Genomic DNA, 26,258 nt, shown 5'->3' on the forward strand with positions numbered 1-26,258 from the left:
AGAACGGCATGTTTTTGTTTATCGCAGCTGTTGTTTCAGCCTGGATGTTGTGGCGAGCATTCAGACCACGCGGCGCCACGCCGTTGTTCAGCCAGCGCAGGCACTGGTCGCTGCTGCTGGCCAGGCCCATGGCCGACGCGATGGAAGTCGAGGGCTTCTACTCGCCGGCGTGCGATCACTTCACCGAGCAAGCGCAGACGATCATGCGGGCAGCGTTGCTGCACCAGGCCGGGATACGCAGCAATTGCAATGACGAGGCGGTGCGGGCGCACTTCAGTTCGACCCTCGAACAGCAATGGTACGGCCTCGACCTGCAGGCGCTGACGGCCGGCGATGAGCCGCGTGCGGCCATGGCCTTTGCCTGCGCGCGGGTGGCGTTTCTGGTCCGTTGTGCGCTGCTGATGCGTTGGCTCGAGCCCGATCTCGCCTGGCGTGTGCTGCTGCTCAATGCGCAGCGGGCGCAGGACTGTTTCGACGATTGGGAAGATTTCGGCAAAGCCTATAAGCTGGGGCGCGAGCAGTGGGTTGCGGCGTTTCGCGTCGACTCGCTGGGCGAAGCGTTCCACGAGCAGCATCTGCGCCAGTTGCTGGCGCCCGGCGGCGGTGCCTGGGCCGATATGTCCTGGCGTACGCCAGCGGCGTTGAACCCGGCTCTGGCGGGGTAGCGGCGCAGCTGTTGGTTCAAGCATCCGAGAGGGGGCATTGCGATGATCGGCTTCACCTTCCGCCAGTTGGAGTATTTCATCGCCGCCGAGCAGGGCAGCGTCAGTGTTGCGGCGCGCACCAAGCGTCGAGGCTGATGGTAGATAAATAAGTCTGTCTCCTTATCAGATGCTTATCACTGCAATGCCAATCGAGTCAGCTGGTTCTAGATCGATGACGACTCAGACATCTCCACCAGCAGGTGCCCAAATGCGTCGGCCGCAGGTGTCTTTCCTGTGACACTCCAAATCAGTCTGAAATCAGCAGCCAGCAGCGGTGGCAGGCCATGCTGACCGTCAATCACCACCATACCAGGCTCCAGATCACCCAGCGGTAGAGCGGTGACGGCAAGCCCTGCCAATACCGCCGCTCGCAGTCCTTGTTGACTTGGGGAGGTAAAGGTGACTCGCCAATCTACAGTGGAATGCTCCAATGCCTCTACGGCCACCTGGCGGTGCAAGCAGGGCGCTGGTGCAAACGCTAGAGGCAAAGGGGCGTCGCCGGAGAAGTCGAAACTCTGCGCCGCCGCCCACACAAACCGGGTTTCGCGCAGCACGGTGCCGTCGGCCTGACTTCCCGGCAATGCCAGGACCACGGCCAGATCGAGCCCATCGACATCGACCAGCGCGCGCAGATCGAGGTAGGTGCCGACAGTTACATCCAGGCGTACTGCGGGAAATTGTCTGGCGAACCGAGTCAGCAACGGCGGTAGACCATCGCCGATAAAATTTTCTGGCACACCGAAGCGCACAGCCCCGGATACCGATGATTTTTTGAAGCGCAGGGAGAGGGCGTCCTGCGCTCTGAGGACGTGTTCGGCATGGCGCAGAAAATCTTCACCATCTTCTGTAAGCGTCAAACGTCGGGTGGTGCGCATCAATAGCGTGGTACCGGCTTGTTCTTCCAAACGCCGGATCTGATGACTGATCGCAGACTGGCTCAAGTGCAGCCGCTCTGCGGCACGAGTGAAACTACCGGCCTCCTTGATCGCAACAAAGGCACGCAACAGAGTTGGGTCGAAGTCCATTAAGTCGACTCATGATGGATATTAATAAAACTTACGAAATTAAATCATTTCTGTCATTTTTTAATTGCTTCCAGAATGCGTCCGGTCACCTGGACTTGTGCCAGGTGACCCTGGCAAGACTTTCGCATCTCTTCCCTGATGGCGTTCAGGGTGGTCTTGCCAGCACCCATCAACTTGATCTGGAAGATCATGATGCCGTTCACTTATTCGCAAAAAGATGTTTTCACAATAGCCGCCGTTTGCTTGGCCTCGTTGATGTTCGGCCTGGAGATCTCGAGCGTGCCGGCAATCCTGCCCACTCTTGAATCGGTTCTACGCAGCGATTTCAAAGATATGCAGTGGATCATGAATGCCTACACCATCGCCTGCACCACGGTACTAATGGCCACCGGCATACTGGCGGATCGGTATGGGCGCAAGCGAGTGTTTGTCATTAGCCTGGTGCTTTTTGGCATCACCTCTCTGGGCTGTGGATGGGCGCCCAGCCCCAGTGTGTTGATCGCCAGCCGATGCCTGCAAGGTATGTCTGGTGGTGCCATGCTGATCTGTCAGGTGGCAGTGCTGTCTCACCGATTCCAGTCAGGAGCTGCGCGCGGCAAAGCTTTCAGTGCGTGGGGGATCGTGTTTGGCATCGGTTTGGGGTTCGGTCCGATTATTGGTGCAGCTATCGTAGCGTTGTCGAGTTGGGAATGGGTGTTCCTGGTGCATGCGCCAATTGCCGTGTTCGCGTTGGTGCTGGTGATCGCCGGTGTCGATGAATCACGCGATCCGCAGCGTCGCCGGCTTGATGTGTTGGGTATTATTTCACTGTCGCTGGCGGTGCTGGGCCTTTCCTGGTTCATCACTCAGGGAGCGGGGGTGGGGTTCTCCAGTGGCTCGGCGATCGCCAGTCTGGTTGTGGCAATGGTCAGCTTCATCGTCTTTGTCGTCGCACAGCGACGTAATGTCGATCCGATGTTCGACTTCTCAGTGTTCCGCATCCGCCGCTTCTCGGGTGCATTGCTGGGGGCGGCGGCCATGAACTTCAGCTTCTGGCCATTCATGATCTACCTGCCTCTGTACTTTCAAAACAGCCTGGGCTACGCCAGTGTGGGCACTGGTCTGGCACTGCTGGCCTATACGCTGCCGACGCTGGTTGTCCCCCCGTTGAGCGAGCGGCTGGCGCTGCGCTATCGACCTGACGTGGTGATTCCCGCAGGCTTGTTCACCATAGGTTTGGGGTTCTTGCTGATGAAATGGGGCAGCAGTGTCGCGCATGCCAGCTGGCTGACGATGCTTCCGGGCTGCCTGATCGCCGGGATCGGGCTGGGGCTGACCAATACACCTGTTACCAATACCACCACCGGATCGGTGCCTAATGAGCGCGCCGGCATGGCATCGGGTATCGATATCAGCGCTCGTATGATCAGCCTTGCAATCAATATCGCGCTGATGGGATTCATCTTGGTGGAAGGTATTCTGTCTTCTCTACGCAACCAGTTATCTGGCTTGTCCGATGATGTTCAACTGAGGTTGCTGGCGGAGAATATTTCAGCAGGCAACTCTACCGTGTTGGCGCAGACTGGCCAGGGAATTACGATTCCGGTCGATGTCGCCAACGCAGCTTTGGCGCATGGGTTTGGCTGGGTGATGCTCTATGGCGGGGTTGCGGCATGGGTGCTAGTGGCAGCGAGCTGCTTGGTCTTTCGTTCGAGTAAAACCGTTCATTTTCAGCAGTGACTGTCATCCGAAGGACTGCTTTTGGCCGATATCTGCCCGCCGCGGAGGGCTGAAAACGACCAATAAGGGACATTACTGCTCAGCATTACGCTTCAATTGGGTAAGGCACCGCGAGCATAATGAAACGCCCCCAACAACGCAGCTCGAACGACATCATGAACAAAGCCCAACGTTGGACAGTGAAATGCCAAGATCCTGCGGATGGAAGCGGCGACGTTATCGTTGACTAGCCACTGGACCTAGTCGCTGACTTAGGATTGAGCATCGGCGACGTGTTTGCTGTTGAGGTGATTGACGGAGCGATAGTGCTGAAGCCGACGCCGAGCGAATCCCCAACCCCCTGAGTTTGCAACCCAGCGGGTCACCCCATCGTCAACCGGGTTCGTCCAAGGCTGTCAGGGGCTCCTTAGGACAGGCAGAAATCGTTAGGTAGCATTCATTCCCGGTGGCTGGAATCCTGCGCAAGCGCATTGGGAGTAAGTTGGATTTCTTTGCTCTCGGCAAAAATCTCCAGGATCCAGTTAACAAAGCAGCGCACACGAACCGATAGGTGTCTGGAGCCGGGGTAGACGATATGCACCGGCCGGGGAGAGAAGTGCCATTCTGGTAGTACGGGAACCAGCTTCCCGGATCGGACGAACCCGGCAACGGCAAAAGGGGCACCAGGACAGATACCGCTTCCCGCCATGCATGCCGAGATAGCGACATCGGGTTCATCGAACTGCATGCCATCGCCCGACTGCACCACGAAACGTTCGGGCCCCGACTCCAACTCCCAAACGAACGGGTTACGCTCCCTGCCACTGAACCAGCTTATCCGCTTGAGTTGCGACAGCGCGTCCGGGGTACCCACCCCTCCGACGGAGGCAAGGTACCCGGGCGAGGCATACAGCCCCATCTGAATGTCGCAAAGATGTCGAGCGATCATGCTCGAATCCTTGAGCGTGCCTCCCCGGATCGTGCAATCGATGCCGTCCTCCAGCAAGTGACTGATGCGATCCGAACTGCTCAGTCTTAGCTGGATCCTCGGATAACGCGCCTGGAAATCGTGCAGCCTCGGGGCGATTACCCAGCGTGCAATGGAGACCAGGGAGTCCACCCTCAGGCGGCCGATGGGTGTCGCAACCCCTCCATTCAGAGTGGCCTCCAGTTCGTCAATTTGCTGCAGCAGGACTTGGCACTTATCGAAGTATGCGGTGCCGTCGTCCGTCAGGCTTAGGGCGCGAGTAGTGCGGTTAAGCAATCGCACGCCGAGATGCATTTCAAGGTCGCTTATGCGCTGGGAGACACGCGCTTTAGGGAGACCCAGGGCATCGGCGGCACGCGTGAAACTGCCGGCGTCCACCACCTTCACAAAGGTGGCCATGGCGGTGAGCTTGTCCATTCATTGTTCGCAATTATTGAACCAAGAGTCATTGTGGGATGGATTTTTCTTTTTTGCACTGCCAATTACGATTCTTTCCATCAACTCGAAGGATCTCAATCATGAAACTCTATTACTCCCCTGGTTCTTGCTCGCTGGCTGTTCACATCGTGTTGCGTGAAGCCAATCTGCCCCACGCACTCGCTAAGGTCGACCTGTGGAAACACAAGACCGCATCGGGTGACGATTACTACCAGACCAACCCTAAAGGTACTGTGCCCGCCCTGGAGTTCGAGGGCAGCCTGCTCACTGAAGGCCCGGCGATCACCCAGTTCCTCGCGGATCGCTACGCCCCTGCGTTGGTGCCTGCCAACGGCACGCTTGAGCGCACCCGGCTGCACGAGATGCTGAACTACCTCTCCTCGGACTATCACAAGTCCTTCACCCCACTGTTCTACCTGGCGGCCAATGCAGATGCCACTGACGCACAGCGCCCTGTGATTGCCAAGCTGACCTACCTGAACAGCGTTTTGGCTGGCGGTCGCGCATACATCATGGGCGACACCTTCACCGTTGCAGACGCCTATCTCTTCGTACTCACACGCTGGTGTGCCAAGTTCGATATCTCGCTAGACGCGTTCTCGGAATTTAAAGGCTACATGGCCCGTGTCGAGGCCCGCCCGGCAGTCAAAGCCGCGCTCCAGGCTGAGGGACTTGAAGAGGAATATGGCCAACTCTGATTCACACCGGTCTCAGGCGGATTGAGATCAGCATGTTGCCATGCGAAGCCAGTGCTGGCGGCTAGACGCTAATTTCAATTCGCTTTGATTCGCCCTAATTTTCTAACCGCTTGAAGCGGATATCCTGGAGATTGATATGTCAAAGAAGATTCTTGTTCTCGGTGCAACAGGTACTGTCGGCAGGCCGCTGGTCAGGGGCCTTTTGGCACGTGGTGAGGCGGTCAAGGCGGCCTCTCGTCTGGGCCAGGCGGTCGAGGGGGCAGAAGGTACGCCTTTCGACTTCAGTAAGCCGGAGACCATTGCTGCGGCATTGGAAGGCGTCGACCGCGCCTACGTACTGATGCCAGCAGGCTATCTGAATGTGCAAGCGCTCTTGCTGCCCTTCGTCCAGGCGGCAGCAAGCCGCAAGGTCAAGGTGGTGTTTCAGAGCGTCATCGGTGTCGACGCAGATGACTCTATCCCCTACCGACAGGTGGAGATTGCACTGGAGAAATCCGGCACACCCTATGTGATCTTGCGGCCGAACTGGTTCTCGGACAATTTCCACACGTTCTGGAAGCAAGGTCTCGACCACGGCCACATCGCGCTGCCTGCGGGTGAGGGCAAGTCGAGCTTCATCGACGCCCGCGATATCGCTGACAGCGCGATCGCGGCGCTGACCTCAACCGCGTTCGACGGCAAAGCGTTCAACCTCAACGGCCCTGAGGCGCTCACCTATGCCGATGCTGCCGCGATCCTGTCTGAAGTGACCGGTAAGCCGGTGCAATACACCGCGACCTCGGACGAAGTATTCATCGAGATGCTCAAGGGCGTCGGTGTACCCGCCGACTACGCCGCTTTCATGGCCTCGATCTTCTACCCCGTCCGCGCAGGATGGACCGGTGCGGTGACCAATGATGTCGCTGCGTTGACCGGCAAAGCACCGCGGACGCTGAGAGCCTACGCGCAGGACAACTTGTCCGCGCTGACAGCCTAGTCGCCGCCGCCTCGCCTCCCTTTCAAGGTCGTGACGCTTTGCTGCGCACGACCCAAGAATCCCTTTGCCTCTTAAATTTGAGTGAAAGAACACCGCCATGAAAATCCTTCACATCGATTCCAGCATCCTCGGCGATGCCTCCGTCAGCCGCCAACTGTCGGCCGCGATCGTGGCGCAACTGCGCGCAGGCCGTAACGACGTCGAGGTCACCTACCGTGACGTAGCTGCCAATCCGCTGCCACACATGTCGGGCGAATACTTCGCGGCGTCCATGGCTCCCGAGAAAGACTATTCACCCGCGTTGAAGGCTGAATTGGCCGAGGGTGCGGTTGTACTCGAGGAGTTCCTCGCCGCAGATATTCTTGTGATTGGTGCAGGCTTGTACAACTTCGCCGTGCCCAGTCAGCTCAAGGCTTGGCTTGATCGCCTCGTTGTGGTCGGAAAGACATTCCGCTTCACGCCCGACGGCAAATCCGAAGGATTGGTAACCGGTAAGCGCGCCATCCTGGCGGTATCGCGTGGTGGTTTCTATATCGGTGATTCGCCGATGGTCTCTTTCGAACACACAGAGGGCCATCTGCGCTCGGCGCTTGGCTTTCTTGGCGTACCGTCCGAAGCAGTTACTGCCGATGGCGTCGCGACGGGCCCAGATCAGCGTGCTTCCGCAATCCGCGATGCCGAAGCGCGGATCGCCACGCTCACGGTCGGACTGACCGTAAACAAGCCTCCTGCAACCGGTCGGCAACTCTGCCACATACATTGAACGGGCAACATTCATGGACATTGGCATTGTCAGTTTCGCCGCCACCTCGGCTGCAGTCGGCGACGAACCACTGATCGGCGACGCAGATCGCATGGCGTTCCTGCTTGATGAGGTCGAAGCGGCAGACCAGGCCGGGCTGGACGTATTCGGTATTGGCGAACACCATCGCGATGCCTATCTCGACAGTGCACCGGCTGTGATACTCGCGGCTGCTGCTGCCCGCACGAAGACTATCCGACTGACCAGCGCCGTCACGGTGCTGAGCGCGGCAGATCCAGTGCGCGTCTTCCAGGAATTCGCGACGCTCGACCTAATCGCGCGTGGCCGGGCCGAAATCGTCGTTGGCCGCGGTTTATCGATCGAGGCCTATTCGCTGTTCGGCCACGACCTCGCCGATTACGACGCGCTATTCGCCGAAAAGCTCGACTTGCTGCTCGCACTGCGTGAGAGCACGCAGATCGAATGGTCGGGGCACTTTCGGGCGCCACTGCGCGGCCAAGGCGTCTATCCGCGTCCGCAGCAAGCTGTGTTGCCCATATGGTTGGGTGTCGGCGGTACCCCTGAGTCCTTCATCCGTGCAGGCACGTTGGGCTTGCCGCTGATGATCGCAGTGATCGGCGGAGATATTGCGCGGTTCCGCCCGCTCGTCGATCTGTACCGCCGGGCCGGCGCTGTTGCGGGGCATTCCGAGAGTGCACTGAAGGTCGGCGTTCACACCTTCGGCTTCGTAGCGGACACCGACGAACAGGCGCACGCGTCGTTCTTCCCTGGATGGCAATACATGTTCACCAAGATCGGTGCCCAGCGCGGCTGGCCGCCTGCCACGCGCGCGCAATACGACCAGATGACCAGTCGTCACGGTGCCTTTCTGGTGGGTAGCCCGGATACGGTGATCACCAAGATCCGGCAAGCCGATCTGGATCTCGCAGGCATCGACCGCATCACCGTACTGATGAACTCCGCAGCGCGTGACCAACCAGCACTGCTGCGCTCGATCACATTGCTGGGCGGAGCGGTAAGGCCTGCAGTACAACGAGCAGTTGGGGAGCGCTGATGACCATATCCAGCCCTCCCGTGACCGCTCACGCGGTGTCTCGCTGCTAAACGCCTGCTGGCTTTCAAAATCAAGCTCAGAGCCCCTAGACAGCTGGATACGCGGCTTTATGAGGCAGCGTATGCAGGCCCTCTCCGGTACTCATGGAAGCAGTGCAGTTCGGCTAGCAATTTTTGATATCGAAGTAGATGGCAATCACTTGCCGAGCCTTCAATCAGTGGAATTTAATCATGCGATTTTTGGACTGCGACCCTGCAAGCGGTAGTTGCCAGGTTTCTCACTCTGGCCACTCAACTGCTCAAACGGCAAGACACTTTTCCGGCGAAGTTACGGTGAAATATATCGGCGATCCAATGTGCTCTTGGTGCTGGGGTATCTCACCTGCACTCGAAGAGCTCGCGCGCTACTGTGAACAAAAGCAGATCGGTTTCACGCTCACCATGGGAGGTCTGCGAGCAGGCGGGGGTGATCCATGGGTACCAGCCTTCCAGGCGTTTCTACGTCAAGAGTGGACGCATGTCGCTAAGGTCACAGGTCAGCCATTTGGCTTCTCCTTGTTGGCAGCCAAGTACTTCGACTACGACACGGAGCCTGCCTGCAGAGCCGTTGTGATCGCCGAGCAGATCTCTGCCCAGCAAGGGCTGGTCGCATCGGCAACCCTTGCGTTTTTCTCTGCCGTGCAGCGCAAGTTTTATGTTGAAGGTGAGGATCCTAAGGATGTGAGCTTTTATAGGTCAATCTGTGAAGACGCTTCGATATCTTTTGATGAGTTCCGCTCGCGCTTCACCACTGCCGCCGCTCAAAGCGCCGTGTATGAACAATTCACGCAATGCCAAGCATGGGGCGTTCGATCATTTCCAACCCTTCTGCTTGAGGTTGGTGGAGATTTAAAGCAACTAAATTCGGGGGCTACGACTGCTGCAGCCACAATTGCGCGAATCGAGCATCTAATGAGTACAGGTGAGAACTCACACGTTGCGCCACGCGAGATCTGAGCCATGATGATCTTCCTGCAATGAGGTCGAATTGAAACGCAAGCCAGCGGAAATATTCTGAATAGCCCCGGTTTTCATAGAGACTGTTCAGCCGAAAGCCGCCTTGGACGAGGGACTCAACCAACGACTGCTTTTGGCCCAGAGTGTGTAAAAACGCTTTCTTGAACCCTTGCTATGATTTCTGAGGATTTCATCGCAAGGATCGCCCATGAAGCGCTTCATCCAAGGTGAACATCGAGGCCAAAGCACCTTACTTCCCGAAAGCCTCGACGACTACGTCAGCGATACCAATCCGGTGCGCATAGTCGATGTCTTCGTCGATGAACTCGACCTGGTCAATCTGGGTTTTGACGGTGCTATTCCTGCTGACACAGGCCGGCCTGCTTACCACCCCGCAATCCTGCTGAAGATCTATATCTACGGTTATCTCAACCGCATCCAGTCGAGCCGACGTTTGGAGCGAGAAGCCCAACGCAACGTCGAGCTGATGTGGCTGACCGGGCGTTTGATGCCTGATTTCAAAACCATCGCCAACTTCCGAAAAGACAACAGCAAGGCCATCCGAGGCGTCTGTCGCCAGTTCGTTGTGCTGTGTCAGCAGTTGGGACTGTTCGGAGAAAATCTGGTCGCCATCGATGGCAGTAAATTCAAAGCCGTCAACAACCGCGACCGCAATTTCACCAGCGCCAAACTGAAGCGGCGAATGGAAGAAATTGAATCGAGCATCAGCCGTTACCTGGCGGCACTCGATGCTGCCGATCGGCAAGAACCCACAGCTTCCGAGCCCAGCGCCGTGCGGCTGGAAGAGAAAATAGCCAAGCTGAAGACGCAAATGAAGGAGCTTCAAGCGATCGAAATCCGGCTCAACGAATCCCCGGATAAACAGGTCTCACTGACCGATCCAGACGCCCGTTCCATGATGACGCGTGGCACTGGAATCGTCGGTTACAACGTGCAAACAGAGGTTGATACCCAGCACCATTTGATCGTTGCGCATGAGGTGACCAACGTCGGTTCCGACCGCGATCAACTCAGCTCGATGGCCAAGCAGGCCCGCGAGGCGATGGCGTCAGATACGTTGTCGGTAGTGGCTGACCGAGGTTACTTCAAAAGCGAACAAATCCTGGCTTGTCACGATGCAGGCATCACCGCCTACGTGCCCAAGCCGATGACCTCTGGAGCCAAGGCTGACGGGCGTTTCAATAACGATGCCTTCATCTATGACGCGGAAAAAAACGAATACATTTGCCCGGCTGGAGAGGCGCTGATCTGGCACTATTCCTACGTTGAAAAAGGCCTGAAGTTGCATCGTTACTGGAGTTCGAAATGCCGGGGCTGCGCGTTGAAATTGCAGTGCACACCGAGCACGGAACGACGAGTTCGACGCTGGGAGCATGAAGCCGTATTGGAGGAGATGCAGCGTCGGCTGAGCAAAGCACCAGAGATGATGCGAGTCCGAAAACGGACAGTTGAGCATCCCTTCGGGACGCTCAAACAATGGATGGGCGCCACGCACTTCCTGACCCGAAAGCTGGCCGGGGTGAGTGCGGAGATGAGCTTGAATGTTCTCGCCTACAACTTGAAACGGGTTATGAAAATCATCGGAGCCAACGGTTTGATGAAAGCGCTGACGGCCTGAAAAAGGCCGATTTTGGCCCATCACAGAGGCTGTAAAAACAGCAATGGCGTGTTCCAGGCTGCGACTGATGCGGCCCGCGGCATGACCGTGCGATCGCTCAGCCAACGAACGAACGTCACTGCTCCACGACGATGAGATCCATGAGCGTTTTTACACACTCTGGGCCGTTTTCAGCCGGTCGCGACTGGCAAAAAAAACCAAAGCTGACATTAGACTTAAAACAGCCGTTCGCCTCGGTCAGCTACCGGTTGAGAGCCGCCCGGTGTCACACAACGCTAGCACGATGAAGGCTGCTCATATGTCCGATGCCTGCAGCCTTCAAACGGACCACCAGATCCTCGCGTGCCTCTCGCCCGCCAGAACGGACGTATTCAAGCTCCGACGCTGTGATCAATACCACTGGAACCAATCTGACCGGGGATAAAGGCATGTCATCCAGTTGGGTAGGGAAATCCGGTTCAGGGGCTCCCAGCAAGACGCCGGTAGAGTCGTCATCGGTCATGAAGAGTCTGGGGAGTTGATCACTCATGTGGTGCGACAGGCTGAACCCGGGGATTTCGAGAGATAGCGCACCATACTGCTCAAGACGGTGGGTGATTCCTCCAGCATCTGCCACCGTTTTGGCAACGTGCTCCACCAGCTCGAATGCCCAACTGCGCTTGAAAGGATCGACCTCACCCAAGGGGCCACGGGCGTGTTCGGGTATATCTGCTGTTTCTATGAACAACTCCATTTCGAAACCATTGCCCATCCCTTCAGCATCATCGAATGGATCTGACAGGCCTTCGGTGGCGATGATAACTGAGTCGCCACGGCGGACTACTCGGTAAGCCTGACGGGTCGAGGGCCAGTAAGGGCCACCCGAAAAGCTCGGACTAATGATATAGGAAAGGACATCCCGCTCGACTGTGCCGACGGATCCCCAATGACGATCCAGGCACGCTTCGCTAGCTTGTCGGGCTGCCTGATTTACCACTTCAGCCTCAGTCAAGCTGCTGGGAGTAACAGGCTCGCGCAATTCGAGGGGGGGCGGTGTAGGTTGGACGTCTTGGGTCAAAGGACTTTTCAATGAGACGAGAAGTTTCTTGAAGAAATTCATGTGCGTTCCTTGCTGGCTATCGGCTCAGACCCACAAGTGTCAGCACTCGCTGATCTGATGGCAGGCGTTGAACGCATTCTGGCGTATTGGCTTTGATATGAAAACGCAAAAGCAAAAGCACATTTCGCTCCTGCATCACCATGGTGCAAAGTTGTGAGTCACCGTTGGTTTCGTAGACGCTCAACGGCAGCTATTGGCGTTTTCTGCCCTTCGCGATGGGCATAAATCGGTCAGTAGCAGTCGTTCCCTCGCGTTAGGATTGATACAGAAAGCTGCCATGAGTAGCGACCGAGTCTGTAGATTTAGTGACGTCGGGGCTATAAGGGGTCCCGACACATTCGGTTCTTTTCGTCGCCCGGGGGTGGAGCAGAGGTGATCGCTCACTCATCTGAGATGCGAGGCAAGCGGTCACTCCGTGCTCGCTGACCCACCGCATTCGCCACTAAGCCTGCTCTCCTGCTACGGCATGGAAATCCTGTACTCGGCGAGCTTGGCCTTCTGCTCCTCCAGCACGTACTTCTTGTTGGCAGTCTGCGAGAACTTCATGAAGTCGGCCTTGGCGTCGTCCCTGCTTCCCAAATGGTCGTACGCGATCCCGCGTGCGTAATAGGCCCAGGCATAGTCCGGCTGGCGCTGAAGGCCGGTGCTGAATGCTTCAGCGGCTTCTCGGTACTGACCCAGGTCTGTCAGCGCGAGGCCCAGATGATAGTAGGTCGGCATGTGGAAGCCGGAACCCTTTCCCGTTTCTCCCATCCCGTTGTCAAGGTTGTACTGCACGAGTTCAAGGGCTTTTTTCGGGTTGCCAGCGTCGCGATACATGGCGCTCAAGTCCAGGTTGGCGCGCGGATCAGGCTTGACCGCCAGTTGCATCGATTTTTCCTTGGCGGCCACGGCTTCGGGAAAGTGCTTGAGGTTGCTGTAGGCGTCGGCCTGCACCGCGTAAATCAAACTTTGCAGCGAGGCGGGCAGCGTATTTTTCTGCAGGCATAGATCACCTTCCTGCAGCACCAGAGGGTAGTTTTTGGCTTTGGACGCTTTAAACTGATTAGTGCAGTGGACAAGGTTGGCTTTTTGCGGGTTTTGCATCCCAGCACAACCTGTGAGGATGACGGAGCAGGCGATCAGTGCGGGCCAGCGATTATTCATGATAAGCATCCTTGTCAGTCGAGCAGATGAGCGTTGAGGTCAGGGCGATAGACCTGCAAGAGCGGCGCGGTCACGGTGCCTTGTAGCGAGCAGAACACGGTGGTGTGTCCCGCGAGCGGCGGTGTCGTGTCGCCCGTGTCGACGATCAGCACGCGGTCTACGAAACCAAACGGCGTGGCGACGCCGGGGCCGGTCAGTCCTTCGGTGCGCCATTGGCCGATCGGGTCACCGACGCGGCGAATTTCGGCGCGGGTAATGGCTTTGCCCTGACTGACAAAGCGTGCGTTGTCGACGATCAGCGGCTTGAGTTTTGCGGCCACCTCTTGTGGCAAGCCATCGGCTACGAAACCCCAGAACAGAAAATTGCCGACGTTCTTGATGGTTTCGGCCTGGTTGTAATAGCCGACCATACGCACGCCGTTAACGATCAGGGGCGTTTCGAAGTGTTGGTAAGTGCCACCTTCCTGCAGCGGACTCATGATGGTCGGTGCCTTGACCGAGCCGTAGTCACTCAGGCGCAAGGTACCTGCTGGCAGGCGGGCATCGCGCAGGCTCTCGAAGAAATGCGCATCGCAACGAGAGAATTCAGTCAGCAGTTGTTCGGGCGTGGTGACGGTCTGGGCTTGGGCAGTGCAGACGGCGCCGAAGGCGAGCAAAGCAACGCCGGAAAAAAGAGAGCGGAGCATTAAAATCATCCGTGAAGTGGGAACGAAGGCTGTCGGCAGGTGAGTCGGGAACTTGAGCAATACGGGCCTGCGGGAGAAGGCCAGCTTCTCTTTCTGGCTGAAAGCAGGCATGGATCGAACGTCCGCGTCTGGCCGTTATCTGCCTGTCAAAGTCGGCAGAAAACGCCCCGTAGCAGGTGGTCAACGAGGTGCAAAATTACATGTCATAGACTAACTTCTGTCCACTATCCGAGATGTCTTGAAACGCACGGGGCGGTACAACTTGTCCGACGCGGTGGCAACAAGTGTTCCGCTCACCCGCTAGCCAGATGTTTCTCGATCAAGCTCGCCACCTCGGCCGCGTGAGTAAAGCCGAGACTGTGATCGGCGCCAGGGAAAACGTGTAGTTCCGCGCGGGGTAGCAGTTGAGCAAGGCGCTGGCCGACGCGAACGGGGCTGATCGGATCAGAATCCCCCCAGAGGAGCAGGACAGGCATGCGCAACTCGACCAGCCGGAGCGTGAGGTCGGTGCGGTCGTCGAGAAACCACCTCGGCAGTGTCGGGTTGTCGGCAGCAAAGTCCGGGCGCCAGTCATGCGCGTCCAGAGCAGACATATCCACCCCGCCAGAGGTGACGGTCAGTATCAGGTGCGTGATCAGCTCAGGGCGTTCAAGCGCTGCAAGCACAGCGACTATACCGCCCATGGACTGCGCCACCAGCGCTGTGGGCCGGTCGATTTCGGCCAGCACGCGAGTCACCAGATCATCCATGCCGGTCACGCTGGGCAAGGGTGGAGTGTCTCCAAAACCGGGCCAGCCGATATGGACCTGCTGCGCCGGGTGGGCCAGGCGCTCAGCAACCGGGCACCAAAATTGGGTGTTACCTGAGGCTCCGGGCAGGAAGAGGAGTTTGGCGGGGGATGCGATCACAAATTCGGTCCTTGAAGGTGGGATTGAAAGAGACAGCAGGAGGGCAAAAAGGATGCTGCAAGGTTTGATGACCACTTCGCAGCGAGAGCCGCCGGTAGTGGAGGGCCGGCTCGCGACCCGAAGCAGTCAGTCGACCTGCGGACATAATTTGGATGGCGTGTACCAATGGACTGCGGAGTCGACATGAACGTGTTTTTGCTTTTGAGGCAAGAAGGGCGTGTCGAGTGTGCCCAGTGCTATCGAAACCCAGTCGGCAAATTCACCTTGAAATCGTGACCAGAACAACGTCGAACCACAGTGCGCGCAGAACTCGCGTAACACCGTCTCTGAGGACGTATAGGTTTTGATGCTGGTGGCGCCACCCAGTATCCGTAGCGCGTTGCGGGGAACGCTGCCGTACGAAGCGAATGCTGCCCCATGACCTTTGCGACACTGGCTGCAATGACAATGGCTCACTGCTTTTGGTGGAGTGAGTAGCTCGTAACTGACTGCTGCGCATAGGCAGCTTCCTTGGTGTACCTCTGTCATGCACCCAATCCTGCACGTGAAAACACGCCAGCTTATCCATCCCAATCAAGCCAGTCGACTGACAGCCGATTGCTGTCTATCAAGAAAAGCTGCAATCAGCCCGGAGGTTAATCACGGCCAAGTGGGGATGTCGCCATCAGCGCTTGCTAAAGGCCAGCCCAGCTGCGAACAGCACAAAGACCATGCCTGTGGTGTGATCCATCCACTTGATCACTTTCTCACGCCGCAGAACGCCGGCAAGGGATTGAGTAGCGCTAATCAACGTCGAAGACCACATCAAACCCAGCACCACGTGAATGCTGACCAAGCCAAATGTCCAGGCAACCAAGCTGTGCCCGTGGGGGATAAATTGAGGGAGAAAAGAGACGTAGAAAATGCCGATTTTGGGATTGAGGACGTTCCCCATCATGCCCTTCAGGAACCAGTTTGCATTCGGCTTGCCGTCATCTTCGACGGGCGACAGTGAGCTACGCGGGCGCAGCAACATGTTCAATCCGAGCCATGCCAGATAAACGGCGCCGCAGTATTTCAATAGGCTGTACGCCAACTCCGATACCGCAATCAGAGCACCCAGGCCAAAGGCGACAGCGGCGCCCCACAGTAAGCAGCCAGCATTGATACCCAGCGCAGCGCGAAACGCCTGTTGCTTACCTTCCACCGTTGCGGTTCTCAAAACCAGAGCGGTATCGAGGCCGGGCGTCAGCGTTAGCAGAGTGGCTGCGAAGGTAAAGGCGAGGAGATTATCTGCAATAGACATCGGCGTATGACTTTAAAGTGGCGACGCGCGAACGTTAGCACATAGCGGGTTGTCTTCTGCGACTACACGATCTTCCAGTCTTTTTACGAACGCTTCGGCTTCTGCATGGCTGCGAAATTTGATGCACCGTGCGTCCATCCAGACAACCCAGCCTTTCGCAGGCGGCTAGGCGGCGTCAGGGCGGGTGTGCCGGGAGGTCTGGGGCGTCCAGACAGGTTGGTCTGCTGCCTGTTGCATTGAAAATGGAGAGTGGGTGTCATCTTGGCGTCATCGAACCGGTGGCAAGATCCTCGCAAACCGTCTTGAGCACTCGGCAGTGCTCCGCCTGATGGCTGATGAATGTGCGAGGAATACCCGTATGAAAGGAGACGCCTCCCTGTTTGCGGCCATTGACCTGGGTTCCAATGCGTTCCGCATGATGATTGGCCAGTCGGTCAAACGGAACCAGCAATTCGTTATCCAGGAGGTGAAAACCCTGCGTGAGCCTGTCCGCCTGGTGGAGGGATTTCAGGGCGGGTCGCTGAACGAACTTGCGCTGGATCGGGGATGGCAGGCACTCGCGCGATTTGGCAAAAAGTTACGCGGCTTTGAGGCCGGCCGTGTACGTGCGGTGGCGACCAGTGCCGTCCGCGAAGCTGATAATGCTCAATTGTTTCTGGGCAGTGCGGAGCGGCATTTAGGTTTTCGTATTGATGTCATCTCCGGGCATGAAGAGGCCCAACTGGTGTACGCCGGTGTTGCCCACACGATACCGGGTACAGAGAGTATGCGACTGGTCGTGGACATCGGCGGTGGTTCAACTGAATTGATTCTGGGGCAGGGTGCTCACCCCCTGTTGACCGAGAGCATTGCCATCGGCAGCGGCACCTTTGGTGCACGTTACTTTCAGGGCGGTGGTATCACGGCTCAGGCGCTCCTCGAGGCTGAGCGGGTGGCCACTCTACAGTTTGAAAAAGTTGCACGTCGTTATCGTGCACTCGGTTGGCAGCAGACTATCGGCTCTTCAGGTACCGCAAGGATGCTAGCCAAAGTGCTCAAGGCCAACGGATTGAACGACTATGGCCAAAGCGGTATCACCTACGGCGGTCTGTTGCGCTTGTCATTGCGTCTGCTGGAAGTGGGGCATGTGAAACGACTCAAATTAGCGGGCTTGCCAACTCATCGCCTCGGCATCTTGCCCGGAGGCCTGGTGCTCATGCTGGCGGCGTTCAAGGTATTTGGTATCCCGCATATGACTCCGTCCGAGCCAGGCTTAAGGTTCGGCGTTCTTCATGGCCTGATGTGTAAACACTAGCGGAAACCGAAGCCGACTTTTCAACACAGTTGGCCGATGTCTGCCTGTCACGAATGACCGGTTGAATCCACCATCCAACGCTGACCAGCAGACACAACAATTACTGTTCCCGTATCGGGAAAAACAGATTGAAACAGGTCACGCCATTTTCGCTGGTGACGCTGTAGCGGCCACTGTGCAGCTGCATGATCGTGGCGACGATCGAAAGTCCCAGGCCATTGGACTGGGCCGAGCGCTCGCGTGATGGATCAACGCGGTAGAAACGCTCGAATAGTCTCGGAAGGTGTTCCGCCGGGATGGTGGTTCCGTAGTTGCGCACGCGCAGATTGATGCCGTCCTCGGATGGTGTGGCCTGGATCAACAGTTCGGAATGGGGTGCGCCATATTTGATCGCATTGGCGCACAGGTTGGCCAAGGCGCGGCGTAGCAGCATGGGCTCGGCCCAGATAAGGCCGTCGCCCTCCGCGCGGATGGTCATGTCGACGTCCGCGGCCAGGCCTTCAAAGTAGTCGGCTACGCGTTCCAGCTCGTCGGCGGCGCCCAGTTCCTGGCGCTGATCACGAGCGCTACCGGGATCAGTACGAGCAAGGAACAGAATGTTGTCGAGCATGCGTGCCAGGCGTTCGAGTTCTTCGACGTTGGAGGCGAGCAACTGCTGGTAATGCTCCACGCTGCGGTTCTTATGCATGGCGACCTGGATTTCGCCCAGCAAGTTGTTGATGGGTGTGCGCAGTTCGTGGGCCATGTCGGTCGAGACCTGGCTCAGTTGCGCAAAACCCTTGGCGAGTCGCTCAAGCATGGTGTTGAACGAGTCGATCATTGGCAGCAACTCCTTCGGAGCACCTTGGCTGCCGAGTCGCTCTGTCAGGTTACCGATGCCGATACCATGGGCTTGCTGCGCCAGGCGCCTGACGGGCAACAAACCGAGATGAACCAGGGCATATCCCGCCAGCGCCAGGACAATCGCCGCGAGACTCGCGAGGATGTATACGCTGAGACGGTAGCTGGCGAGTACAGCAGTTCGTTCGGTCATCAGGCAGCCAACGGTCAGTTTCAGCTTGCCCGAGTCGATACTTGCGGAGAGGGCCGCGAAGGGTGTTCCGTCCACGGCGGGTAGATGCCGTACATCGGTCAGTGACAGGGATTGGTCCATGGCCACGGGCGTGAGGTCGGGAATATCGATATGACGGGGATTGACCTGCAGTAACGGGGCTTCCCCCGGAACACCAATCGTGAGGATGTACTCGCGATTGCCCAGCATGTTCTGAAACAGCATAGGTTTGGTCTTGATCAGTTCCAGCGTATTGCTGCCATTGAGAAAATTACGCAGCTGATCGATGCGGTAGACCAACGTGGACTCGTCGCGTCGGATCAGTTCGCGCTCAAGATCGCGATACAGTGCGACGCCGGTGGTGGCCATCAGGGCGAAGGCCAGCAAGGCGAACACCACGGCCAGGCGCAGGGTGAGGGAATAATGGCGACGGTTCATGGTTGCGTATCGAAGCGGTAGCCAATGCCCCGCACACTGTGGATCAGCTTCAGCTGGAAAGGGTCGTCGATTTTCAGGCGCAGGCGTCGCACCGCCACGTCCACCACGTTGGTGTCGCTGTCAAAGTTCATGTCCCAGACCCGGGAGGCGATCAGTGAACGCGACAGCACCTGATCCTGATGCGTGGCGAACAGATGCAACAAGGCAAACTCTTTGTTTGTCAGCGTCACTCGCACGCCGGCGCGGGTGACGCGGCGTTTGATGACATCAATTTGCAGGTCGGCGATCTGCAGTTGCTCTTCTTCCCGGGTCGGACCCCGGCGGGTCAGGGTGCGCAGGCGTGCGACCAGCTCGGCGAACGAAAAGGGTTTGATCAGGTAGTCGTCGGCCCCCAGCTCCAGGCCTTTGATTCGGTCGGCGATGTCATCGCGCGCGGTCAGGAACAGTACCGGTGTGTCGGCTTCCTTGCGCAGGCGGCGCAGTACTTCCCAGCCGTCCATCTTTGGCATCATCACATCCAGCACGATGACGTCGAAAGGCGTTTCCAGGGCCAGGTATAAACCCTCGACGCCATCGCGGGCCAGGCTGACGGAGTATCCCTGCTCCTGCAGACCATTGAGTAAGTAATTGCCCGCCTTGGGCTCGTCTTCCACGACAAGGATGTTCATGAGAATGACCTTGGTTCGGTGTCGGCATTCAACCCAAAAGAACGGACCTGAAAGCCGAGAGCAGGTGGCGCAATTTTAGCCCAATCATCAGGTTTTGTTGCGTATTGCCTGCTCCCGGACAGTCATGTGCGTACAGCATCCCATCAGTTTCCGTTGGTGCAACGTCCTTGAACCGAATAGTCCAGCACATGTTCCCGACCCTGATGATCCAGGTAATCGAGACGGGCTGGAGTGACGTCACATTGGTCCGGAATTTCAGTCATGGACAGGACTTTCGCAACGTCCAGGTGGACGAAGAAACCGGTCCTGTCGTGGATCACCGCCGAAGTGTCGCTGGTACCGGCGAAGGCTGAGCCGGTGGCGAGGAGGGTGGCGAGTCCGAGCGTTAACAGTTTCATGGCAGTATCTCCTTGTCTGAAGTTGGCTGCCTGTTGTTTGGCAGTGAGTTCACGGTAACAAGGCAACTCCAACAGCCGACCAACAGCACAATGACAAAGTTGTAATGCAATCTTGTCCGAAGCCAAGGCCAAGGCCGACGTGCTGAAGCGGCCTGTCGCTGAGGGGCGGGTCGGTTTTGCAGCACCGGTAGGCGCGAAATCGCACAGTGTCTGCAGGATGGGCGAGCTAGGCGATTGAAGCGAGAAGTTGCATCGAGAACTATCCTTACCTCTCCAGAGGAGGATCGCAATGAAGTACATGATCAGCTGGTTTGAACGGCCACAAGGCTCGCCTGCGGAGTACGAGAGTGCGCAGAAACGGATCCTGGAGGTGTTTGGTCAATGGAAAGCCCCGGACAATTTCAAGATCGAGGTGTTTGTCGTGCGCGTGGGCGAGTGGGGTGGACACATGTTGGTGGACTGCGACGATCCGCTGGCGGTTCACAAGGTTTGCTCGACGTTTCCTGCGTTCGAGTTCCAGGCGCGCCCTGTGGTTGCCGTCGAGGACGCGGTCCGGGTCGAACTCGAAGCAATCGCCTGGCGCGATGGCCTGAAACCCCAGTGATGCAGATTATCCTGGTGCTATCGAGGAGCGGGCGCATCGCCCGCTGAGCTTTGTTGAGCGAACCGATCAATCAACCACCTTGCGGCGGGCCCTGGCGGCAGATCCGTGCGATAGATGGCGTCGAAGGTGTACATCCCGCTTTTGTATTCCGGCATTTTCAGGTGGACGAGTCGGCCAGTATCCAGATCTTCCCGGACCATCGTGATCGGCATGTTCCCCCAGCCAATGCCTTCACGCAGCAACATGTGTTTAGCCCCCAGGTCGGCCAGCCTCCACGTGCGGGTACTGAGGACTGCGAAGTCCTTGTCTTTTGTCAGGAGTGAACGGTCAGACAGCACAAGCTGGATGAACTCACGTCCAGCACCTGGAATATTCGAATCGCTTGAAGCCAGTGGATGATTGGGGGCTGCCACCGGAATCAGCTCAACACTGCCGACCGCAATTCTTTCGATAGCATCAATCCCCTCATTCATCGGGCCACTGACGCCGACGGACGCGCCGCCGTTGATCACCAGTTGAGTGACTGCACCGAGCGCCTCCATATGCAAGTGGAGTGCAACCGTAGGAAATTCCTCTCGAAATGATTTGAGTGCGTCCACCACGCGCTCAGCGGGAAGCATCACATCCAGTACGACATGAACTTCAGCTTCGAGCCCCTGAAGCAGGCCTTTTACTTTGGCGCGTAACCCATGAATGCCATTGGCGATGGTTCTGGCTTCGGCCAGCACGGTGCGGCCGGCATCGGTGAGCTGGGGTTTACGCGTCGTATGGCGGTCAAACAGCGACACGCCGAGTTGCATCTCAAGATTGGCGATCGAATAGCTGATGACTGAAGTGGCTCGGTGCAGTTTTCGGGCGGCGGCCGCAAAACTGCCGACCTCGACAACCGTCAGGAACACACGCAGTTGATCGAGAGTAGGAGTGCCTGGGTCTGAGATCATTTCTATTTACTCGAACGTAATCGTCGAAATTAGTCGGCTATTACGAGTGTAGAGTGGGTGGCAGACTTTCTTCAACGCGGTGCTCCAATGGTGGATGCGCCCAACTTGATGGAAGAACGACCATGTCCCAATCTGCAGCTACTACCTCCAAAGATACCCATGAACTGTCCAGTGCTGTCGCTACCACCGCCACGGCGGCGCTGGTCGGCCGTGTGTTCCTCAGCGCCATCTTCATCCTCTCGGGCATCTCCAAACTGAGCGCCCCGGCGATGATGATCGGCTACATCGGTTCCGTGGGTTTGCCGTTCCCGCAACTTGCTTTAGCGTTGGCGATCATCATCGAACTCGGTGGCGGTATCGCGTTGATCGCGGGCTACCGCACTCGTACCGTGGCGCTGGTGCTTGCCCTGTTCAGCGTGATCACCGCGCTGGCATTCCATAACAGCCTGGGCGACCAGAACCAGTTCATCCACTTCTTCAAGAACATCGCCATGGCAGGTGGTCTGTTGCAGGTCGTCGCATTCGGCGCCGGTCGCTTCAGCCTCGACGCCCGCCATCGCTGAGCCAATAGCGCCGCAGTGGATGAACGCGTGCGGCGCCGCCGTGCAAATAGCCAGGCATGCGGGCGCCACGGTCATTGCCACGGCGTCGATCGGCAACCATGGCTATCTGAAAACAATCGGCGCGAATCAGCTGATCGACTACCGTAGCCAGGCCTTCGAGGAGGTGGTGAAGGATGTAGACATCGTGCTTGACCTGATGGGCGGCGAAACCCAGCGACGTTCCTGGAAGGTATTGAAGCAGGGCGGGGTCCTGGTGTCGCCGGTCAGTACGCCGGACGCGGAATTGGCGAAGGCGCATGGCGTTTCAGCGAAAAACTTCGCTACTCGGGCGGATGGCAGGCAACTCACGACCATCGCCGAAATGATTGATTGCATCGTCTGCGCGTTCGAAGATCACGCGACCCGCACAAACTTCAATTTGTAGAGAGGCTATCCGGTTTGGGCATAAAGAAACGAGCAAATAGTTCGGGTTGTGATTTGATATTTAATTTGGCGTAAATATTGCGGCGGTGCACTTTTATCGTTTCTGTCGACAGGGGAAGTTTTTCGGCTATCTCTTTGTTGGCGAAGTCACTCAGTAGTAATTTAAGTACGTCATTTTTCGCATGTTGTTATTTGTTCTTGATTGAAATGGATGTTGCCGCCAACGGAAATGCATAGTTATCATTGTACATATATTAATTTAATGTGCGAATGAGTGGGCTCCAGAACTCTGGACGGTTCAACTGCATGATCAGCTTTCCAATCGATCGGTGCCAGGCCAGGCTATGAAGGTCGAGTGGCATTTTCTACCCCTTTAGGGTTAGGGATTCGTCGGTCAGGGGTAAGTATTCGTAGGTATTTACTATTCGCTAATGCCCGGTATATTCACTATTCAGGGCTTGGGATGGCCATGAGGGCACATCGTCTTGACAAGGATAGTTGCATGAGAAAATCACCTTTGCGAAGCATTTTTTCAGCCTCGCTTCTCTGTGTAGGGATCAGCACATCTGTGGGGGCCGTAGAGCCCGGGATGTATCTGTATAACTGGTTCGGGCTTATCGCACCGGAGACCCCAAAGGAGTTTGAGCAGGAAACCGGTACCAGAATGCAGATGGATGCGTTCGACAGTGCCGAAATCATGCAGAGTAAGGTAATGGCGGGGCGCACGGGGTATGACGTGGTTGTGGCTACCTCCAATGTGTTGCCAAGCCTGATCCAGGCGGGAGTCCTTCAGCCCTTGGATCGTAATCAACTGAGTAATTTGTCACATATCGATCCTGATATCTTGTCCCAGGTCGCGGTCAATGATCCTGGTAATCGCTACGCTGTGCCCTATTTATGGGGCACTACCGGCATTGGCTATGACGTTGATAAAGTCAAAGCGGCATTGGGTGATGATGCTCCGGTGAATAGCTGGGATCTGATCTTCAAAGAAGAAAACATCAGCAAACTCCAGTCGTGTGGTGTGGCAATGCTCGACTCTCCCAGTGAGATCGTTTCGATTGCTTTGCATTACCTTGGGCTCCCCAGCAACAGCAGGAACCCGGATGATTACCAGAAAGCACAAGCCCTGCTGTTAAAAATCCGCCCCTACGTCCTCTATTTCGACTCATCCAGAATCGACGCTGACCTGGCGGATGGCAATATTTGTGCGGTTGTGGGATGGGCTAATGGTGCCCTTGCTGCGCAGGCCATAAACGAGAAGGCCAACACTGGACGCAAGATTGCCTACAGCCTTCCTCGTGAGGGCGCGCTGGTGTGGTCGGAAAATCTGGTTCTGCTAAAAAACGCACCTCACCCTAAGGAAGGGTTGGCGTTTATTAATTACATGTTGCGACCAGAAGTTATTGCCAAGACCTCAAATCACACTCTATATCCTAACGCTAATAAAGATGCCACTGAGTTTGTCGAGCAGAAGCTGACAGGCAATCCTTGGGTTTACCCGGATCAAAAGACGATTGCTACACTTATTCCACTTGAACCGCTGCCATTGAAGTTGGAGCGTGTCCGTACCCGAGTTTGGACCAAAGTCAAGACTGGCATTTGATCTTGCTGGGGTATTGTCTTTATTGAAGAGTTGCTCCCGCTTCCTGCAATAGCCAGCGTTTATTTAAAATGCTGGTCATCACGTAGGGAGTAGGGGCTGCCTTTATCAGTCGAGTTACTAAAGGGTTGTCACAGCAGTTCCAGGGAAGGAGAAAAGTCATGCGCCAAGGTGATTGCCAATGCCACTTGGAGTCGGACGAATACAAAGCCTATAAGGAAATTGAGGAACAGATCGCCCATTGCACGCCCGAACAAGCCTGGGCCATGTATTACGTCTCGGCCGGAGTGGTGCGTCAAAACATCGCCATGGCGGTGACGGAGCACATCGCCAGGGGTAACAAGGCACTGCTGGTTGAGTTCCCCGAACTTGCACCGGCTGCTACGGGTCATGTGTTGCCTGCGCGGTCTCTTGACTGACTTGCATCAGCCCTGAAGGCGCCCGTTTTACAGGTATTGGCCAATCATTCACTGATCTAAATCGAAAGGCTAAATCGATATTCGTGCTCTGTCCCTTCTTGCCGAGAGGCATGTTCGATCGAGAAGCCACACCGTTCGAGTACTTTTGCCGAGCCGATATTGCCAGCGTATACGTTGGCAACCAATTGTTTAAGGTTCCAATGCAACTGCGCCTCCTGGATAAGATGCTTCACCGCCAGCGTTGCGAGTCCCTGTCCGCAAGCACTTTGAGCAATCCGATAGCCGACTTCTGCCGAGCGCTCGGTTATGTCGATGCTTTTCAGGTTCGCTCGACCGACTATATTTCCGTCAGGATCTTCGATGACAAAAGGGTGCCAGGTTCCGGCGGCAAAACCGGATAAATAAGCCGTAATGTGGTCGGTGACGCCCTGCACCGAGTAAAAAGCCGAATCGCGCGGGTCAATGTGGCGCTCAAACCATTCGCGATTGTCCCGTTCAAATGTCAGTACTGCCTCAGCATCGGTACTTTGCAGGGTACGAATTCTGATGGGCTTCATAAGGTCGCTCCTTTTTCTGTCACCGTGGGCAACGCCTTCCGTGTGGTCGCCTGATCGTAAAGGGATGTGGCTTTACTGGCTACCCAAGCGCTTTGAGCAAACGCGGCTAGGCGCGTTCACTCCGGCATAGTCGATCCTGTTGCCTACCGTATTTCCCGGAGCCTTTACCCAGTGTCTGACATGCCGACCAACGCCGCCTACGCGAAACGCTTCAACGCCGTACTCGCCTACATTGACGCCAACCTCGAAGGTGTCCTTTCGGTGAAGGCGTTGAGCCGTGTGGCGAACTTTTCGGAATTTCACTTCCATCGGCAATTCACCGCGTTCGTGGGCGTGCCTGTCTCACGTTATGTGCAATTGATGCGGCTACGACGCGCGGCGCATTGCCTGGCCTCCCTTGCCGATCATTCGGTGCTGGACGCCGCACTCGGTGCCGGCTTTGAAAGTCCCGAGGCATTTTGCAGGGCGTTCAGGCGGGCGTTCGGTATGACGCCGAGTGCGTTCAGGAAGCAACCGAACTGGCAGGTCTGGAGTGCGGTGTTTGCAATCCCTCATTTTTCCAGGAGCATCATCATGCAGGTACGAATCGTGGAGTTTTCCGAAGTCAGGGTCGCGGCGCTTGAGCACTGCGGGCCAACCGGGCTCCTTGATGAGAGTGTGCGCAAGTTCATCGAGTGGCGTATGCAGAGCGGACAGTCGCCGGTGGCATCGAGTCGCACCTTTGGCATTCCCTACGGCAACCCCGATACGACACCGCCGGAAGAATTCCGCTTCGCAATCTGCGGCGAGATTCACGAGGCAGTGGCGCCGAATGAGTTTGGCGTGCGCGAGATCGTCATTCCTGGCGGCCGTTGCGTGGTGGTGCGACACGTGGGCTCGACGGATCATATCGGCGAAACGATCTATCCGATCTACCGCGACTGGCTGCCTGCCAGCGGTGAGGAGCTTCGTGACCAGCCGCTGTACTTCGATTACCTGAGTGCTTATCCCGAGACACCGCGGGATCAATGGCAGACCGATATTTATATTCCGTTGCAATAGCGGTTGTGGAGCACATTGCTTTCGACCTGGAGCTGTCGTCGGCGAATGTCCGGTCAGGGTCGGTAGTGTTGAAAAAGTCGACTCTTCGGTAGGCAGTTGGGGTGATAGCCCCTTTGTGAAGATTTGCCGGCTCGGGAATGCCAAAACTGTCCTACA

29 protein-coding genes and 1 pseudogene are annotated in these 26,258 nt (G+C 56.8%); 15 read left to right on the forward strand and 15 right to left on the reverse strand.

The window, feature by feature from the left end; genetic code table 11:
• Positions 1-8: 8 nt before the first annotated feature.
• Positions 9-665, forward strand: a complete 657-nt coding sequence (locus KRR23_RS04210; protein ID WP_216741482.1) for a DUF1266 domain-containing protein — start codon at positions 9-11, stop codon at positions 663-665.
• A gap of 203 nt (positions 666-868) precedes the next feature.
• On the opposite strand, the gene KRR23_RS04215 is transcribed toward KRR23_RS04210, so the two are convergent.
• Together KRR23_RS04215 and KRR23_RS04220 are read right to left on the reverse strand one after the other, a co-directional pair.
• Positions 869-1,729 carry a LysR family transcriptional regulator gene (locus KRR23_RS04215; protein ID WP_216741483.1) on the reverse strand — a complete coding sequence of 287 codons (861 nt, stop codon included), beginning with the start codon at positions 1,727-1,729 and terminating at the stop codon, positions 869-871.
• Positions 1,730-1,782: 53 nt separating this feature from the next.
• Entirely contained in the window at positions 1,783-1,920 is a 138-nt protein-coding gene (locus tag KRR23_RS04220; RefSeq protein ID WP_216741484.1) for a hypothetical protein, read from the reverse strand.
• A gap of 1 nt (position 1,921) precedes the next feature.
• Between KRR23_RS04220 and KRR23_RS04225 the strand changes: the two genes are divergently transcribed.
• Complete coding sequence (locus KRR23_RS04225; protein WP_216741770.1) at positions 1,922-3,448, forward strand: MFS transporter; 1,527 nt, start codon at positions 1,922-1,924, stop codon at positions 3,446-3,448.
• Positions 3,449-3,884: 436 nt separating this feature from the next.
• Here the strand turns inward: KRR23_RS04225 and KRR23_RS04230 are convergent, their stop codons facing one another.
• Complete coding sequence (locus tag KRR23_RS04230) at positions 3,885-4,832, reverse strand: LysR family transcriptional regulator (RefSeq protein WP_216741485.1); 948 nt, start codon at positions 4,830-4,832, stop codon at positions 3,885-3,887.
• 101 nt (positions 4,833-4,933) lie between these two features.
• Between KRR23_RS04230 and gstA the strand changes: the two genes are divergently transcribed.
• The 6 genes from gstA (at position 4,934) to KRR23_RS04260 (ending at position 10,978) form a co-directional block, all read left to right on the forward strand.
• Positions 4,934-5,551, forward strand: a complete 618-nt coding sequence (gene gstA / locus KRR23_RS04235; protein ID WP_216741486.1) for a glutathione transferase GstA — start codon at positions 4,934-4,936, stop codon at positions 5,549-5,551.
• Positions 5,552-5,687: 136 nt separating this feature from the next.
• Positions 5,688-6,527, forward strand: coding sequence for an SDR family oxidoreductase (locus KRR23_RS04240; protein WP_216741487.1), 840 nt, complete (start codon positions 5,688-5,690; stop codon positions 6,525-6,527).
• Between the two features lie 97 nt (positions 6,528-6,624).
• Complete coding sequence (locus KRR23_RS04245) at positions 6,625-7,290, forward strand: FMN-dependent NADH-azoreductase (RefSeq protein WP_216741488.1); 666 nt, start codon at positions 6,625-6,627, stop codon at positions 7,288-7,290.
• Positions 7,291-7,303: 13 nt separating this feature from the next.
• Positions 7,304-8,344 carry an LLM class flavin-dependent oxidoreductase gene (locus tag KRR23_RS04250; RefSeq protein ID WP_216741489.1) on the forward strand — a complete coding sequence of 347 codons (1,041 nt, stop codon included), beginning with the start codon at positions 7,304-7,306 and terminating at the stop codon, positions 8,342-8,344.
• Between the two features lie 230 nt (positions 8,345-8,574).
• On the forward strand, positions 8,575-9,339 hold the full coding sequence (locus KRR23_RS04255; RefSeq protein WP_216741490.1) for a DsbA family protein: 765 nt from the start codon (positions 8,575-8,577) through the stop codon (positions 9,337-9,339).
• Between the two features lie 208 nt (positions 9,340-9,547).
• Positions 9,548-10,978, forward strand: a complete 1,431-nt coding sequence (locus tag KRR23_RS04260) for an IS1182 family transposase (protein WP_216741491.1) — start codon at positions 9,548-9,550, stop codon at positions 10,976-10,978.
• Between the two features lie 265 nt (positions 10,979-11,243).
• Here the strand turns inward: KRR23_RS04260 and KRR23_RS04265 are convergent, their stop codons facing one another.
• The 6 genes from KRR23_RS04265 to KRR23_RS04290 all read right to left on the reverse strand — a co-directional run bounded on the left by KRR23_RS04265 (position 11,244) and on the right by KRR23_RS04290 (position 16,102).
• Entirely contained in the window at positions 11,244-12,077 is an 834-nt protein-coding gene (locus tag KRR23_RS04265) for a suppressor of fused domain protein (RefSeq protein ID WP_216741492.1), read from the reverse strand.
• A 459-nt stretch (positions 12,078-12,536) separates the two neighbouring features.
• Positions 12,537-13,223 (reverse strand): tetratricopeptide repeat protein, encoded by a 687-nt coding sequence (locus KRR23_RS04270; RefSeq protein ID WP_216741493.1) that lies wholly within the window; start codon positions 13,221-13,223, stop codon positions 12,537-12,539.
• 14 nt (positions 13,224-13,237) lie between these two features.
• Positions 13,238-13,909: a hypothetical protein gene (locus KRR23_RS04275; protein ID WP_253911922.1), complete on the reverse strand. Its 672-nt coding sequence runs from the start codon at positions 13,907-13,909 to the stop codon at positions 13,238-13,240.
• 293 nt (positions 13,910-14,202) lie between these two features.
• A complete protein-coding gene (locus tag KRR23_RS04280) occupies positions 14,203-14,817 on the reverse strand; it encodes an alpha/beta fold hydrolase (RefSeq protein ID WP_216741494.1) in 615 nt (204 codons plus the stop codon).
• Positions 14,818-14,943: 126 nt separating this feature from the next.
• Positions 14,944-15,345, reverse strand: coding sequence for a GFA family protein (locus KRR23_RS04285; protein ID WP_216741495.1), 402 nt, complete (start codon positions 15,343-15,345; stop codon positions 14,944-14,946).
• Between the two features lie 136 nt (positions 15,346-15,481).
• Positions 15,482-16,102, reverse strand: coding sequence for a LysE family translocator (locus tag KRR23_RS04290; protein ID WP_216741496.1), 621 nt, complete (start codon positions 16,100-16,102; stop codon positions 15,482-15,484).
• Between the two features lie 358 nt (positions 16,103-16,460).
• On the opposite strand from KRR23_RS04290, the gene KRR23_RS04295 reads away from it, so the two are divergent.
• Positions 16,461-17,396: a Ppx/GppA family phosphatase gene (locus tag KRR23_RS04295; RefSeq protein WP_216741497.1), complete on the forward strand. Its 936-nt coding sequence runs from the start codon at positions 16,461-16,463 to the stop codon at positions 17,394-17,396.
• A 100-nt stretch (positions 17,397-17,496) separates the two neighbouring features.
• Here the strand turns inward: KRR23_RS04295 and KRR23_RS04300 are convergent, their stop codons facing one another.
• The 3 genes from KRR23_RS04300 to KRR23_RS04310 form a co-directional block, all read right to left on the reverse strand.
• The gene (locus tag KRR23_RS04300) at positions 17,497-18,885 is read right to left on the reverse strand and encodes a heavy metal sensor histidine kinase (protein WP_216741498.1); all 1,389 of its coding nucleotides are present in this window, start codon (positions 18,883-18,885) and stop codon (positions 17,497-17,499) included.
• Positions 18,882-19,553 carry a heavy metal response regulator transcription factor gene (locus KRR23_RS04305; RefSeq protein ID WP_019689699.1) on the reverse strand — a complete coding sequence of 224 codons (672 nt, stop codon included), beginning with the start codon at positions 19,551-19,553 and terminating at the stop codon, positions 18,882-18,884. The genes KRR23_RS04300 and KRR23_RS04305 overlap by 4 nt, the downstream gene beginning before the upstream one ends.
• 143 nt (positions 19,554-19,696) lie before the next feature.
• Positions 19,697-19,951, reverse strand: a complete 255-nt coding sequence (locus KRR23_RS04310) for a DUF2790 domain-containing protein (protein ID WP_216741499.1) — start codon at positions 19,949-19,951, stop codon at positions 19,697-19,699.
• Between the two features lie 289 nt (positions 19,952-20,240).
• On the opposite strand from KRR23_RS04310, the gene KRR23_RS04315 reads away from it, so the two are divergent.
• Complete coding sequence (locus tag KRR23_RS04315; RefSeq protein WP_103315934.1) at positions 20,241-20,555, forward strand: DUF3303 domain-containing protein; 315 nt, start codon at positions 20,241-20,243, stop codon at positions 20,553-20,555.
• 17 nt (positions 20,556-20,572) lie between these two features.
• Here the strand turns inward: KRR23_RS04315 and KRR23_RS04320 are convergent, their stop codons facing one another.
• Positions 20,573-21,496, reverse strand: a complete 924-nt coding sequence (locus tag KRR23_RS04320; RefSeq protein WP_216741500.1) for a LysR family transcriptional regulator — start codon at positions 21,494-21,496, stop codon at positions 20,573-20,575.
• Between the two features lie 122 nt (positions 21,497-21,618).
• On the opposite strand from KRR23_RS04320, the gene KRR23_RS04325 reads away from it, so the two are divergent.
• Positions 21,619-22,059: a DoxX family protein gene (locus KRR23_RS04325; RefSeq protein WP_216741501.1), complete on the forward strand. Its 441-nt coding sequence runs from the start codon at positions 21,619-21,621 to the stop codon at positions 22,057-22,059.
• Between the two features lie 19 nt (positions 22,060-22,078).
• Positions 22,079-22,483 (forward strand): zinc-binding dehydrogenase, encoded by a 405-nt coding sequence (locus KRR23_RS04330; protein ID WP_216741502.1) that lies wholly within the window; start codon positions 22,079-22,081, stop codon positions 22,481-22,483.
• Here the strand turns inward: KRR23_RS04330 and KRR23_RS04335 are convergent.
• Positions 22,473-22,844, reverse strand: a pseudogene (locus KRR23_RS04335) (response regulator transcription factor). The gene KRR23_RS04330 and the pseudogene KRR23_RS04335 sit on opposite strands and share 11 nt — an antisense overlap.
• A 140-nt stretch (positions 22,845-22,984) precedes the next feature.
• Here KRR23_RS04335 and KRR23_RS04340 point away from each other — a divergent pair.
• Together KRR23_RS04340 and KRR23_RS04345 are read left to right on the forward strand one after the other, a co-directional pair.
• On the forward strand, positions 22,985-24,088 hold the full coding sequence (locus tag KRR23_RS04340) for a polyamine ABC transporter substrate-binding protein (RefSeq protein ID WP_216741503.1): 1,104 nt from the start codon (positions 22,985-22,987) through the stop codon (positions 24,086-24,088).
• Between the two features lie 158 nt (positions 24,089-24,246).
• The gene (locus tag KRR23_RS04345; protein WP_216741504.1) at positions 24,247-24,504 is read left to right on the forward strand and encodes a hypothetical protein; all 258 of its coding nucleotides are present in this window, start codon (positions 24,247-24,249) and stop codon (positions 24,502-24,504) included.
• Between the two features lie 56 nt (positions 24,505-24,560).
• On the opposite strand, the gene KRR23_RS04350 is transcribed toward KRR23_RS04345, so the two are convergent.
• A complete protein-coding gene (locus KRR23_RS04350; RefSeq protein WP_216741505.1) occupies positions 24,561-25,061 on the reverse strand; it encodes a GNAT family N-acetyltransferase in 501 nt (166 codons plus the stop codon).
• 171 nt (positions 25,062-25,232) lie between these two features.
• On the opposite strand from KRR23_RS04350, the gene KRR23_RS04355 reads away from it, so the two are divergent.
• Positions 25,233-26,102: an AraC family transcriptional regulator gene (locus KRR23_RS04355; RefSeq protein WP_216741506.1), complete on the forward strand. Its 870-nt coding sequence runs from the start codon at positions 25,233-25,235 to the stop codon at positions 26,100-26,102.
• The last annotated feature ends 156 nt before the right edge of the window (positions 26,103-26,258 follow it).

This window comes from Pseudomonas sp. CVAP#3 (genome assembly GCF_018986375.1).
In the GTDB taxonomy this organism is placed as follows: Bacteria; Pseudomonadota; Gammaproteobacteria; order Pseudomonadales; family Pseudomonadaceae; genus Aquipseudomonas; species Aquipseudomonas helvetica.

What these genes read in the sequence shown, in the direction of transcription:
- KRR23_RS04310 (WP_216741499.1), bottom strand. Translation starts at nt 19,951, where the DNA reads ATGAAACTGTTAACGCTCGGACTCGCCACCCTCCTCGCCACCGGCTCA.
- KRR23_RS04245 (WP_216741488.1), top strand. Translation starts at nt 6,625, where the DNA reads ATGAAAATCCTTCACATCGATTCCAGCATCCTCGGCGATGCCTCCGTC.
- KRR23_RS04330 (WP_216741502.1), top strand. Translation starts at nt 22,079, where the DNA reads ATGAACGCGTGCGGCGCCGCCGTGCAAATAGCCAGGCATGCGGGCGCC.
- KRR23_RS04290 (WP_216741496.1), bottom strand. Translation starts at nt 16,102, where the DNA reads ATGTCTATTGCAGATAATCTCCTCGCCTTTACCTTCGCAGCCACTCTG.
- KRR23_RS04300 (WP_216741498.1), bottom strand. Translation starts at nt 18,885, where the DNA reads ATGAACCGTCGCCATTATTCCCTCACCCTGCGCCTGGCCGTGGTGTTC.
- gstA (WP_216741486.1), top strand. Translation starts at nt 4,934, where the DNA reads ATGAAACTCTATTACTCCCCTGGTTCTTGCTCGCTGGCTGTTCACATC.
- KRR23_RS04345 (WP_216741504.1), top strand. Translation starts at nt 24,247, where the DNA reads ATGCGCCAAGGTGATTGCCAATGCCACTTGGAGTCGGACGAATACAAA.
- KRR23_RS04270 (WP_216741493.1), bottom strand. Translation starts at nt 13,223, where the DNA reads ATGAATAATCGCTGGCCCGCACTGATCGCCTGCTCCGTCATCCTCACA.
- KRR23_RS04250 (WP_216741489.1), top strand. Translation starts at nt 7,304, where the DNA reads ATGGACATTGGCATTGTCAGTTTCGCCGCCACCTCGGCTGCAGTCGGC.
- KRR23_RS04285 (WP_216741495.1), bottom strand. Translation starts at nt 15,345, where the DNA reads ATGACAGAGGTACACCAAGGAAGCTGCCTATGCGCAGCAGTCAGTTAC.
- KRR23_RS04230 (WP_216741485.1), bottom strand. Translation starts at nt 4,832, where the DNA reads ATGGACAAGCTCACCGCCATGGCCACCTTTGTGAAGGTGGTGGACGCC.
- KRR23_RS04260 (WP_216741491.1), top strand. Translation starts at nt 9,548, where the DNA reads ATGAAGCGCTTCATCCAAGGTGAACATCGAGGCCAAAGCACCTTACTT.
- KRR23_RS04315 (WP_103315934.1), top strand. Translation starts at nt 20,241, where the DNA reads ATGAAGTACATGATCAGCTGGTTTGAACGGCCACAAGGCTCGCCTGCG.
- KRR23_RS04220 (WP_216741484.1), bottom strand. Translation starts at nt 1,920, where the DNA reads ATGATCTTCCAGATCAAGTTGATGGGTGCTGGCAAGACCACCCTGAAC.
- KRR23_RS04255 (WP_216741490.1), top strand. Translation starts at nt 8,575, where the DNA reads ATGCGATTTTTGGACTGCGACCCTGCAAGCGGTAGTTGCCAGGTTTCT.
- KRR23_RS04340 (WP_216741503.1), top strand. Translation starts at nt 22,985, where the DNA reads ATGAGAAAATCACCTTTGCGAAGCATTTTTTCAGCCTCGCTTCTCTGT.
- KRR23_RS04305 (WP_019689699.1), bottom strand. Translation starts at nt 19,553, where the DNA reads ATGAACATCCTTGTCGTGGAAGACGAGCCCAAGGCGGGCAATTACTTA.
- KRR23_RS04225 (WP_216741770.1), top strand. Translation starts at nt 1,922, where the DNA reads ATGCCGTTCACTTATTCGCAAAAAGATGTTTTCACAATAGCCGCCGTT.
- KRR23_RS04275 (WP_253911922.1), bottom strand. Translation starts at nt 13,909, where the DNA reads ATGCTCCGCTCTCTTTTTTCCGGCGTTGCTTTGCTCGCCTTCGGCGCC.
- KRR23_RS04295 (WP_216741497.1), top strand. Translation starts at nt 16,461, where the DNA reads ATGAAAGGAGACGCCTCCCTGTTTGCGGCCATTGACCTGGGTTCCAAT.
- KRR23_RS04240 (WP_216741487.1), top strand. Translation starts at nt 5,688, where the DNA reads ATGTCAAAGAAGATTCTTGTTCTCGGTGCAACAGGTACTGTCGGCAGG.
- KRR23_RS04265 (WP_216741492.1), bottom strand. Translation starts at nt 12,077, where the DNA reads ATGAATTTCTTCAAGAAACTTCTCGTCTCATTGAAAAGTCCTTTGACC.
- KRR23_RS04325 (WP_216741501.1), top strand. Translation starts at nt 21,619, where the DNA reads ATGTCCCAATCTGCAGCTACTACCTCCAAAGATACCCATGAACTGTCC.
- KRR23_RS04210 (WP_216741482.1), top strand. Translation starts at nt 9, where the DNA reads ATGTTTTTGTTTATCGCAGCTGTTGTTTCAGCCTGGATGTTGTGGCGA.
- KRR23_RS04215 (WP_216741483.1), bottom strand. Translation starts at nt 1,729, where the DNA reads ATGGACTTCGACCCAACTCTGTTGCGTGCCTTTGTTGCGATCAAGGAG.
- KRR23_RS04320 (WP_216741500.1), bottom strand. Translation starts at nt 21,496, where the DNA reads ATGATCTCAGACCCAGGCACTCCTACTCTCGATCAACTGCGTGTGTTC.
- KRR23_RS04350 (WP_216741505.1), bottom strand. Translation starts at nt 25,061, where the DNA reads ATGAAGCCCATCAGAATTCGTACCCTGCAAAGTACCGATGCTGAGGCA.